The 11,388-nt window shown below is 66.8% G+C and carries 7 protein-coding genes; 5 read left to right on the forward strand and 2 right to left on the reverse strand.

From position 1 onward, the window contains the following. Positions 1 to 69: 69 nt before the first annotated feature. Positions 70 to 567 (reverse strand): hypothetical protein, encoded by a 498-nt coding sequence (locus ACFWPI_RS38730; protein ID WP_380380461.1) that lies wholly within the window; start codon positions 565 to 567, stop codon positions 70 to 72. Positions 568 to 763: 196 nt separating this feature from the next. Then, positions 764 to 1,060, reverse strand: a complete 297-nt coding sequence (locus ACFWPI_RS38735; RefSeq protein WP_380380463.1) for a hypothetical protein — start codon at positions 1,058 to 1,060, stop codon at positions 764 to 766. Between the two features lie 71 nt (positions 1,061 to 1,131). On the opposite strand from ACFWPI_RS38735, the gene ACFWPI_RS38740 reads away from it, so the two are divergent. The 5 genes from ACFWPI_RS38740 (at position 1,132) to ACFWPI_RS38760 (ending at position 10,910) form a co-directional block, all read left to right on the forward strand. Then, complete coding sequence (locus ACFWPI_RS38740; RefSeq protein WP_380380465.1) at positions 1,132 to 2,253, forward strand: Fic family protein; 1,122 nt, start codon at positions 1,132 to 1,134, stop codon at positions 2,251 to 2,253. A gap of 325 nt (positions 2,254 to 2,578) precedes the next feature. Next, positions 2,579 to 4,111, forward strand: coding sequence for a TIGR02677 family protein (locus ACFWPI_RS38745; protein ID WP_380380467.1), 1,533 nt, complete (start codon positions 2,579 to 2,581; stop codon positions 4,109 to 4,111). Next, positions 4,108 to 5,391 carry a TIGR02678 family protein gene (locus ACFWPI_RS38750; RefSeq protein ID WP_380380469.1) on the forward strand — a complete coding sequence of 428 codons (1,284 nt, stop codon included), beginning with the start codon at positions 4,108 to 4,110 and terminating at the stop codon, positions 5,389 to 5,391. The genes ACFWPI_RS38745 and ACFWPI_RS38750 overlap by 4 nt, the downstream gene beginning before the upstream one ends. After that, positions 5,375 to 9,634, forward strand: a complete 4,260-nt coding sequence (locus tag ACFWPI_RS38755) for a TIGR02680 family protein (protein ID WP_380380471.1) — start codon at positions 5,375 to 5,377, stop codon at positions 9,632 to 9,634. Before ACFWPI_RS38750 ends, ACFWPI_RS38755 begins: the two co-directional genes overlap by 17 nt. Before the next feature lies 1 nt (position 9,635). Further along, a complete protein-coding gene (locus tag ACFWPI_RS38760; RefSeq protein ID WP_380380472.1) occupies positions 9,636 to 10,910 on the forward strand; it encodes a Wadjet anti-phage system protein JetD domain-containing protein in 1,275 nt (424 codons plus the stop codon). Positions 10,911 to 11,388: the final 478 nt, after the last annotated feature.

An 11,388-nucleotide genomic window follows, 5' to 3' on the forward strand; every position in this document is an offset into this window, starting at 1 on the left:
TGGTGCTGGTCATCAGGGGTGGAACTCCTACTCGGGCCCTCTCAGGCTAACCCGACAAAGCGGGATGTCTCACCCAAGGCTGACAGAGAGGGGACCGCCGCGCGGGCCGGTGTAGAGGCGGGCGTCCGGGCCGCCTCGCGTCGCTTGGAGCCGCCTGATGATGAGCGGGCGCAATGGTTCGATGATCGGGATGAGGCGGGCGACCCTACCCTTGGTGTGCTTGTCGACCAGGCCGCCGGGAGCGGGGGTGGTCTGTCGGCGGCAGGTCATGAGCCACTTGTCGGTATCGACGTCGCGGGCCCGGACTCCGGAGACCTCGCCGATCCGTGTGGCGGTGCAGGCGTTGTGGACGACGACATCACCCCATCCGCGATAGCGGTTGTATGGGGCCGCGACCAGGGCATCGGCGAGTTGGGTGAGGGCGTCCCGGTCGCGCAGGGCGAGGGAGCGGGGGTCCCGCAGTTCGTCTTCGACCTGATGGTATTCGCGCTGCCAGCCGGTGATGTGGGCGGGGTTGCGTTCGAGGATGCCGTCCACGATGGCCTGTTCGAAGATGCGGGAGAGCATGGCGAGGGTGTTCTTGATCGTGGAGCGGCTGCAGCCATCGGCGATCCAGCCGAAAACTGCCGCAGTGATGAGAGCGGTGGTGATCAGGCGGAGGGGGAGCTGCCCGAGCTCGGGCTCGATCCGCAGGTGCCAGCCGGCGAGATAGGGGGCGTGTGTGGTGGCTTCCAGGCCGGTCAGGATGACCGGGAGGCGGAGGTTACGGCATGGAGGCCAGGGACGGGAGGACAGGGCTGCCGGTGGCGTCGGCCAGGATGGTCAGCCATTGGGTGACCAGTGTCGGGTCGAGCCCATTGTGGACGGCCCCTGCCAGAAAGCTGGCCCAGGCCTGCGTCTGGGCCGGGGTGGCCGGGGAGGCCGGCGGGCGAGGGTTGGTGAGCGGTGAAGTGCGGTAGTGCGAGCGCAGGGCGCTCGGCGGAGCCGGAGGGTCGGCGGTGGTGATCTCGCTGAACGGATCCGGGGCGGCTGATTCCCAGGGATGCATTGAAGTACTCATGCACCATGGTTGCGCCGATTCTCCTTGCTTGCTTGATGCCGTCATGGTGTCATTGCTTCATGCTCTATGGTGTGCCATCGCTGCAGGACATCGACCAGTCCGTCCTCGCGGAGATCGGCGAGATGCGCGACCGGCTGCGTCTCCATCTGCGCACTTCACGTCGCTGGGAAGGGCAGCTGCGACGTAACCTCACGGCGCGGGCGATCGCAGGATCGAACACGATCGAGGGTTACGCCGCGAGCGTGTCGGACGTCGAGGACATCATGGTCGGCGAAGCGCCGATCGATGCGAACGACACCGTCACGGCCGAGATCGAGGGCTATCGGCAGGCGATGACCTACATCCAGCGCCTCGCCGAAGCGGGCGACGACTTCGCCTACAGCAAGGGCCTGCTCAACGCGCTGCACTTCATGATGCAGGGCCACCACCTGATCAAACGGCCCGGCTGGTGGCGTACCGGGCCGGTGTACGTCACCTCCGCCGAAGACCCGACCATCGCCGCGTACACCGCTCCTGATGCCCAGCAGCTGGCAGTACTGACTGACGAGCTGGTCGAGTGGCTGAACGAGGGCGACCTGAACGCTCCGGGGCTGGTGCGGGCCTCGATGGCACACCTGAACCTGGTGGCGATCCACCCGTGGTCGGACGGCAATGGGCGGATGTCCCGCGCCCTGCACACCCTGGTCCTGGCCCGTGAGGGGATCATGGCGCCGGAGTTCTCCAGTATCGAGGAATGGCTCGGCCGGGCCCGCAACACCTACCGCTACTACGACATCCTCGCCGATGTTGGCGGCCCCGTCTGGACTCCGGACCGCGACACCCTGCCCTGGATCCGGTTCTGCCTGCGCGCCCACCACCAGCAGGCCCAGAGCGTCGAGCGCCAGGTGAACACCACCCGCGAGGTCTGGACCGCCCTCGACGAAGCCGTCGAGCAACGCGGCTGGCCCGACCGCATGCTCTACGCCCTCTACCCCGCGGCCATGGGCAACCGTCTGCGCCGCGCCACCTACCAGGCTGACGCCGAGCTCAGCGAGCAGCAGGCCCAACGCGACATCCGCGAACTCGTCCGCGCCGGCTGGCTAGCGGCCCAGGGTGAAGCGCAGGGCCGCTACTACACTGCCGGCCCGGACCTGCCCGAGAAGATCACGCGAGGGGTGCGCGAGCCTCGACCGCTGCGCGACCCGTACGCATAGGCGTTGATGACGGCAAGAGGGGACTCAGTGCTTTGGTGGCGGGCCGAGTCCCGGGTCTGGTCCGGCACGGCTGCGTCGGGCGACCGTATTACCATCAGCTCAACGCAGGGCGGGCCTCAGGTGTGAATTTCCGGTTGATAGAGCCCGGTCCCAGCTTTGTTTCATACGTATAAGCTGAGCACCGGAGATTGGCCGAACCCGCCTCGCCTGGCACGCGAGCGGCGTCATCTCTAAATGATCGATTCTCCGGCCGCAGGCGCAGTGCTGTGAGGCTAACTGATCTTGATGAGGTGCGATGTCAGGGGTACCCGTGTTCGGCGGGCGCATGAAGGTCGTTGCCTATCTGAACCACGACAAAGCGCTCTTCTACCGGGTGGTCCTGGATGTACTGCTGGACGAGGAATCCCGGCTGGGAATCCACCTCAGCACGAAGGAGGTTGCGCAGCGTGTCCGGGAAGCACTGTCGGTCGAGCCGGAACTCTTGGCGCAACTCCCCTCCGTTGATGCTCTGCTGGAGGACTTGTACCGGTGGGGCAACGTGGACCGTATTCATAACACCCGGCGGATCACCACGCCTGAGGAGTACCTCCAACGAGATTTCCTGTACCAACTGACGTCGGCCGGCGCGCGGGTCCACCGCGAGATGACCCGGATCGACCAGGACATGGCTGATGCTGGCGCCCTGCAGTCCTCGATGTTGCCGGAGATCCTCACCTCTCTTGCCACACTGGTCCGTGCCCTGCGTTCTGGCGAGGAGGACTTGGAGGCGGCACTAGGTGCTTTCCGGACGACGACCAACGGGTTCGCACGGCTTTCGGAAGACGCGAAGCTCTTCGTCCAAAGCCTCAACGGCTCCCTGGCCTCGGAGGAGATCCGCGACCCGGAGACCTTCATCGCCTACAAGAACGTCGTGGTCCGGTACCTGCGTTCGTTCACCGTGGTGCTGCATCAGAATTCCCCTCTGATCGCCAAGCTGATCACACAGGCTGAAAGGGCGCGCCTGCTGTCGAGGCTCCCGGAGCTCGCCGCCCTGGAGACCGCACCAGTCCTCGGTCTGAGTCATGAGGAAGCCGTTGACCGGGAGGTGGAACGGATGCGCGAGAGGTGGAACGGCCTGCGCCGATGGTTCGTGCCCGCCACCGAACGGCCTCCGGTTGCCGAGTTGCTGCTCGACCGCGCTTCCGACGCGATCAACTTCATCATCCTCACCGTTGGCCACATCAACGACCAGCGGTTCCGCAGGGCGAGCCGAACGGCCGACCTGGTGGCCCTGGCCGGCTGGTTCGACCGCTTCGACCGGGAAGGCAGTGTGCGCGAGTCCACCGCCCTCTGGCGCACGGCCTTCGGGAACTACTCCGCTCGCCATCTCGGTCATCCCGCAGCGCCGGAGGCCGGCACCGATCTGCAGCCCGAGACCAGTTGGTGGCACAGCGATCCCGCACCGGTCTCCGCCGAGCTCCGGGCCAGGGGGCCGCGAGCGAGCTCCGGGCCGTTGCCCCGCATCCGCAACCCGCGGCGTGCGAAGAGCCTTCTAGCGGCCCGACAGCAGCAGGAGCACGCGACCGTGGAGGCCGCCGAGAGGTCGCTTGCCGCCAGAGGGCCGATCCGGTTGTCGGAACTGGGCCAGCTCGACAGCTCCGAGGCCGAGGTCTTCCTCGCTTGCCTGTCCTTGGCGCTGTCCGTACGTGAGCGCACTGGTGGAATTCGACGTGCCCGGACACCGGACGGGCGGCTTCTGGTCACTCTGGGTATCGCGCCGACCGAACGTACCGGGGCAGGAGTGGGGCTTCGCGGCGGGCGGCTGAGCACGAAGGATTTCCAGCTGACTCTGTCGTTGAACGGGCGGGGCAGAAGATGAGCGACTGGGTTGGGCAGGACGGCCACGAGCGTCGTGAAGTCATCCGCGCACTGCTGCGGAATCCGACCCTCCGACGGCGGGGCCGGCGCGGACGGCTGATCGATCAGGCCCGTGTGCACGAGGAGGAGCTGCGGACCTGGTTCGACCACCGGCTGGGCTGGACACTGCTGGTGGAACGAGACCGCGTTCGGCTGCTGAAGGTCCCCGAGGACCCCGGCCGATTCCCCGATCCCTCGATTCCGACAGCGCGGCAGTGCACCCTGTACTGCACAGTCCTGGCCGTACTGGTGGATTGCGGGCAGCAGACCGTCATCACCGAGCTCGCCGACCGTGTCACTGCGCTCACCACTGCGAGCAGTTCGATCCGCCGGTTCGACGCCACGGCGACCCGCGAACGCCGCGACCTGGTCGCCGCAATTCGCCGCCTCACGGAGGACGGCGTCCTGGTGCCCACCCGGGATGCTGGGATCACGGCGGATCACGAACAGGCATACGTTACTGGCGGAGGCAACGCCCTCTACGACATAGACCATCGCACGGCCGCCTTCGCGATAGCCTGCCCGGTGCCGCCCAGCCTGGCAGAGGGGCCGGACGCCCTGCTGCATGTGCAGGGCGGTGATCTCGCAGGTCACGGACCCACTGACGGCGAACTGCGGCAGGCCGTCATGCGTCGGCTCGTCGACCATCCCGTCGTGTACGTCGAGGACCTTCCAGTCGCCCAGCGGGCTTACCTCGCCGAGCACCGGGACGAGCTCGTTGCCGACCTCCGCCTGAGTCTGGACACCCGCGTGGAAGTTCGCGCCGACGGCGTGGCCATTGTGGACCAGGACTTCTCCGACCTGGAATTCCCTGCCGCGAGCGCCGCGTCCGTCGCCGCCCTCGCGCTGGCCGATCTGCTCGCTGGTGAGGCGAACGTGACTACCGGAACGAGCTTCATGGTCCGGGACGACCGTCTCCTCGAACTGGCCGATCTGGTGGCCGCGAAGATCAGCCGCGTCGTGGCGAAGATCGAAGGCAGGCCCGTCGATGCCGCCACCACACTCCGGTACGCACTGCCTGTGCTGGTCCAATTCGGCCTCGTGGACCCCCACGATGACGGTGTCCGGGTCCGTGCCGCTGCCGCCCGGTACCGCGATCCCACCGGGCGTGGTGCCCGCGTCCAGGGAGAAGCGCTCCTGCTGTTCGGCCCGGAGCAGGCCGGAGCCGGGACCAGGCCAGGCACGCCATCGACTGTTCGCCCTTCGAAAACGGAAGACCTCTACGGTGACGGAACCGACTGACGGAGCGCCGAGCGCGGCACTGCAGGGCATTCTCGACGGCGCACTCCCCGTGCCGGAACGAAATCGGTTCCAGCAGCTCCGCTTGGGCCTGATCGGCATCTGGGAGTACGAGGAGCAGGAGTTCGTCTCATACGGCCACGGCCTGATCCTGCGCGGCCGGAACGGGGCCGGCAAGACGAAGGTGATGGAAGTCACCAGCCCACTCCTGCTGGACGCGGTCCTCAGCGCCCGCCGGCTGGACCCGTTCGGCTCCACTGCCCGTCCGATGCGGGACAACCTCTTGCACCGCGGGCGCACCCAGCGCGTCGGATACAGCTGGTGCGAGTACGGGCGTGTCGCCGAGGACGGCAGCCACGAGTACGTCACCATCGGCATCGGCATGCGGGCCAGCACGTCCGTGAAGGGCGGGCTGCACAAACCCTGGTTCTTCGTCACCGAGAAGCGCGTCGGCCAGGACTTCGACCTGTTCAACGAGCACCGGCAGCCACATCTGCGGAAGCAACTGGAGGCCCGGCTCGGCCCCCAGAGCGTCTTCGAGGACCGTCGCGAGTATCGGGCCGCAGTTGCCGAACGCCTCTTCGGATTCAGCTCCGGGAGCCTGGCGTCCCTGGTGGAGCTGCTTCTCGTCCTTCGCAAGCCCAAGCTTAGCGAGAACTTCAACGGCGAGAAGCTCAGCCGGATGCTCAGCAACGGCCTCCCGCCGGTCAGCACCGTGCTCCTGGATGACCTCGCAGTCCGCTTCGACCAGTTGGCCCGCGACCGGAAGGACCTCGCGCAGCAGGAGCGGCACCTCCTAGGCATGCAGGCATTCCAATCCGTGTACACCAGGTATGCACGCCGCTGGACTCGGAACCTGGCCGACCACGTGGTCAAAGCCGAACAGTCACTCGACGCGGCCACCCGTGGCCGCGACAAGGCATCGGACGAGCTCGCGGAGGCCGAGAAGGCACTTGATCAGGCCACTGGGGAACGGCGGCAGCTCAAGGAGCGGCACGAGAAGCTCCAGACCGCTCTCGGGGAGTTGCGCTCCAATCCCCTGATGGAGCAGCACGAGCTCCTCTCCCGGCTGCAGGAGCAAGCCGAAGAAGCCAAGGCGAAGCTCCCCGAACTGCAGGAGCGGTACAAGAAGGCCGAGACTGCAGTCACCGACGCCGCCTCAGCCGCTGACGGGAAGAGGCAGCGCCTCATCGTGGCGGCAGCGGCACTTGGCAAGGCCGAGGAATTGTCGGCGGTCCGCGCGGCCCAAACCCGGATCGAAGACACGCACACCCAGTGCGTTCCAGTGATCCGCACGACACCGCAGGAAGCGGAGGACACACTTCTCGGCCACGTACAGGCCCGCGCCAGCGTGCTCGAACGAGCCGTGGAGCTCGCGACATCGGTCCAGAAGGTCCAGGCTGCCTTCGACCATGCCAACGAGGCGTTCCAGAAGAGCAGGACGCTCTGCAACGCCTCAAGGAAGGCCATGGGCGACCACGAAACCGAAGTGGCCAACCAGGTCGCCCTACTCCGCGAAGGTCTGTCCGACTGGGGCGACCGCTGCCGCGAGTTCCTGCTTACCGACGACGAGCTCACCGAGCTGAACACCGCCGTACCGACGTTCGGTCTGCCTGGCGCTTCCACCCTGTCCCAGGAGCTCACCCGCCTGGCCAAGCGCTTGTACGAGCAACTGGCCATCGCAGCGGCCGGATTGGAGAGCGACTGGCGCCGCGTCGGGAACGATCAGAAGGCGCTCACACGGACTCGTCTGCGAGTGGCTCAGGAGACCGACCCGCTCCCGGCTCCACCGCCCCACCGGCGCCGGGACCGCACTGCAGCCGCCGACGGAGCGCCGCTGTGGAGACTCTTGGAGTTCGCCCCACACCTCACCGACTCGGAGAGGACCGGGCTGGAGTCCTCGCTCCTCGGCTCGGGCGTCCTCGACGCCTGGGTCACCTCCTCAGGGGCGGTCCTCGACAGCAGTACGCTCGATACTGTTCTGCCGGCCGACCGTGCGCCGGTTCCCGGCCCCTCACTGACGACCGTCCTGCAGCCTGTCGACAACCCGATGGTCCCCGTCGAGGTGACCGCCCGTGTCCTCGCCGGCCTGGCCCTCGCCCGACCTGGCACCCCGCCGCCTTCCGGCGACTGGATCGCCACCGACGGGTCCTGGCGAATCGGGCCCGCTCACGGCCGGACCGCCGTCTCGGAGCCTGCGTACATCGGAGCCGCGGCCCGCGAGGCGGAGCGGCAGCGGCGCCTGCGTGTGCTCGACGAGCAGATTGCCGAGCTGGACGCCATGCTCCTCGATCTGGACGAGCGGCTCGAAACCACTCGCGGGCGTCAGAACGACCTCGCTTCCGAGTACGAGGATGCGGCCGGCCTTGACGTGCCACTGCGAAGCCGCCAGCAGGAATTGGCCACCGCTCGGAAGGTCTTCGAAGCACACGACAAGCAACGCGAACTCGACGAGGCTGCCGCGGCTGGGCGGAAACGGGAGCTGGAGGACGCCGGAGCCGCCCTCGATCTCTACGCGCGGGAACGGGCGACCGCCACCCGACTCGACCTGCTGGCTTCCGAACGGCACGCACTGCAGGAGTACCGCACAAGCCTTGACGAACTGTTCCGCAAGGTTGAGGCATGGGCACACCGGGAACAGCAGTACGAGGATGCCGACAATCTCCTGAGCATTTGTCAGACCCACCTGGCCGTGGTCGACAAGGATCAGAAGACGGCGATCCGGGATGCCAGCCAGAAGCGCGAGCAGTACGACGTGCGGCGGCGTGTGGTCGGCGCGGATGTTGATTCCGTGCTGGCCGAGTTGGCCATCGCCCAGAAAGCGCTCGCGGATACGGCGAAGCAGCAGGAGAACAATGACCGAATGGTCGAACGGGCGACGGAACGGGCCGTCCGTCGCAAGGCGGCACACGAGCAGTCGATCGCTTTGGTCGAACAGCGCCAAGAGTTGCTGAACGACCGGTCCGGCGACTACGACAGGCTCCAGCAACTCGGTTTCATGGAGTTGGTGTCCGCCATGGGTTCCGTGCCGAGCCCCGAGACGAGCGCTGCTGTTCGGGCCCGGGCCGTGCTGCCCGAACTCGCGAAGGACCCGGGAGACCAAGGCGCGCTCGACCAGGCGCGCGACGATGTCGACCAGGCCAGGCACCAGCTCGAACGGGAGCTTGCCGGCCAGGATTGGACCGTCCGCAGCGGAAACGACGAACGGCTGGTCACTGTCCGGCTGATCCACAACGGTCGCAGCCACACCATCACCCAGGCGTTGGCGGTTGTTGAGACGGAGGTCCGCGAACGCAGCCGCCTCCTCGACGCGAGCGAGCACGACCTCTTCACCGAGGTCCTCCTCGGACAGGTCGGCGACCACCTGCGCCGTCGCCGGGCAGGAGCCAAGGCCCTGGTTGGGGAGATGAACCGGCTGCTCGGGCTGCGTCGCACTGCCTCCGGACAGGTCATGCGGCTGGTCTGGGAGCCGGACCCCGAAAAGGGCAGGGAGACCCGGGAGGCCTTGGACACGCTGGACAAGCAGGCGAGCCGGTTTCTCCCGGACAGCGCGCGCGAGCACCTCATCACATTCCTGGGCCAACAGATCGCGACGGCTCGCGAGGCCGAGGGCGGAACCGACTGGAAGGCCCATCTGCGCGCCGCTCTCGACTACAGGACCTGGAGCCGTATCCGCGTCCAGTACAAGACCGGACCACAGCAGAAGTGGATCGACATCGACGCCGGCATGCACGGAAAGGGCTCGGGTGGAGAGAAGGCCGTGATGCTGCAGCTCCCTCTCTTCGCCGCTGCCGCCGCCCACTACACCGGCGCAGCACCCACTGCCCCCCGCCCCGTTTACCTGGATGAGGCGTTCGCCGGAATCGATGCCGAAATGAGGGGAGAGTGCATGGGCCTGCTCGTCGAACTCGACTTGGACTTCGTCATGGCGAGCCACGACGAGTGGGGCTTCTACGAGGAAGTCCCCGGCGTCGCGACCTACCAACTCTTCCGTGATCCTCAGACCGAAGGCGTGCTGACCACACCGATCATCTGGGATGGCACCCGGCGTCACGTCATGGTCGATCCGGCACTCATCGGCGGCGCGGCGCTTGACTTCGGCACGGACGACGACCTCGGCGACGACCTCGACCAGGACGAGGATGAGCTCTACCCGGACGACGAGGAGGACGTCTTCGACGCCGAGGGCGACGACGACCTCTACAGCCGGACGGGCGACCTGATCAGCGAAGCGGACCTGGACTGACATGCGCGCCCACGTCGTGCTCCACCCCGACCTCGCGGAATGGACGGCCACCCCGGGCGGCCAGCTCTTCTGCACCCTGGCACGCGAGCGCATTGCCAACGGGGGGAAGCTGGACCGTTCCATGCGTATGCGCCTGACCGCACGTGAACGTGCCGACTTGGTCGACCTCTTCGGCACCAACGCCGTGACCGGTCAAGGTATCCACCTCGGGCGCGCTGACGCCGTACTGCGCGGCAGCCGCCATGCGTTGCCCCTACGGCAACTTCTCATCGGTGCGGACGGACCTATCAGGACCAAGCGCGGCCAAGCCCGCTATCGCTCGATCGTCAAGCGCCAGAAGGTACTCAGAGAACGTGAGGAGGCCATGGCCGCGATGGCCGGTGTGCGGGAACTCACATCGGAACGCTCCCTGCTCGCGGCGCTCCCGGACGACAACCGCAGGCTCGCCCCAGCCGGAACACGCACCGGAACCAGCCACTGGGCCACCTACTACGCTGCCATACGAGCTGCGGCAGAGTGGTACCGAGGCGTGAGCCGTGGCTGGAAGTACGGCGAGCGTGAACTCGCGACGCAAGCCCTCGGCGGGAGCAAACAGTGGACTGATGCATCCAAGGCTGCTTTCTCCAAGTTGATCGGACGGCCGTTCAGCGATGCTGTTCACACTGCGGACACCGGCCTGAGGATGACTGGCCCTGCCGAATGGCACCGCCAGGGCCTCGTGGCCGATCTCTCTCGGGCCGAGCCGTTCATCGAACTGCCCGGAAGAGCTGCGGCCCAGGACGGCCGCCTCGACCTTCAGGCCGCGGGGGTTCTCCTGATCGAGAACCAGGAGACCTTCGAGGCCGTTTCCTCGCGCACGACCGTCCCCACCGAATGGCTGTGCATCTGGACCGGAGGCTTCGCCTCCGACGCACTGGCGCTCTTCCTGCGCAGTCGCGTGCCGCCTTCGCTCCCGATCGCGGCCTGGGGAGACCTCGACCCGCCTGGTGTCGGGATCATCCTCAACCTCGAGGACAAGAGCGACCGGGCCATCCGGCCAATCGGCATGGATGCGGTCCTTTACCACAACGGAAGCAAGCTCGACGAAGAACCGGCCGAGCTGGAACGCTGGCGAGCCGCTGCCCGGACGATGGCCGAGTCCGTTCCGGCGCACTTTCAAGGGCTCCTCGCAGCGATCGTCGCTCACGGGGGAATGCGCTGCGAGCAAGAAGGGCTCCACGAGCAGGTACTTCCCCAGTTGCATCGATGGCTCAACGAACTCGCTCGGCGAGAATGATGGCCTCTGCCACCACATGCGAAGGTCGAAGCAGTTGGCCGCGGCACCCTGTGGCACATTTTACCACGCGCGTGCTTTGCCGGCAGTTATGTGCCGCCCAAGTCTCGTGCCAGGGAGGCGAACTCCGTGGTTCCCCTTGCGATGTACCTGATCTTCAGTCGAGGTGAAGGAGACTATGCGGCCTCCGGCACCCCCCGTCCGGAAAGCGTGTCAGGTCCAGTGGCCCTCCTGGAGCCGAACCATACGGGCCTGTCACCGTGAAGCGGGCGGCTACGGCCACTCGGTTCCGTCTGCGGAGGCATTCGGGTTTCTCCGAAACTGTCGTCTGTCCTCCCTCCGGAGCGCCCGGCACAGGAAATGCGCGGTCCCTGCTTTCAGCTGACCTAGTAGTACTTCGTTAACTTAACTTGATCTTGGTCTTCGGGTCGGGCATCCTGTCGGCGTGGATTTGGGGGATATCGAGAAGCTTCGCGGCGAG

It is taken from the genome of Kitasatospora sp. NPDC058492 (assembly GCF_042720685.1).
Classification (GTDB): Bacteria; Actinomycetota; Actinomycetes; order Streptomycetales; family Streptomycetaceae; genus Kitasatospora.

Excerpts from the sequence above, each read along its gene's own strand:
- ACFWPI_RS38745 (WP_380380467.1), top strand. The coding sequence starts at position 2,579 with ATGAAGGTCGTTGCCTATCTGAACCACGACAAAGCGCTCTTCTACCGG.
- ACFWPI_RS38760 (WP_380380472.1), top strand. The coding sequence starts at position 9,636 with ATGCGCGCCCACGTCGTGCTCCACCCCGACCTCGCGGAATGGACGGCC.
- ACFWPI_RS38750 (WP_380380469.1), top strand. The coding sequence starts at position 4,108 with ATGAGCGACTGGGTTGGGCAGGACGGCCACGAGCGTCGTGAAGTCATC.
- ACFWPI_RS38735 (WP_380380463.1), bottom strand. The coding sequence starts at position 1,060 with ATGAGTACTTCAATGCATCCCTGGGAATCAGCCGCCCCGGATCCGTTC.
- ACFWPI_RS38730 (WP_380380461.1), bottom strand. The coding sequence starts at position 567 with ATGCTCTCCCGCATCTTCGAACAGGCCATCGTGGACGGCATCCTCGAA.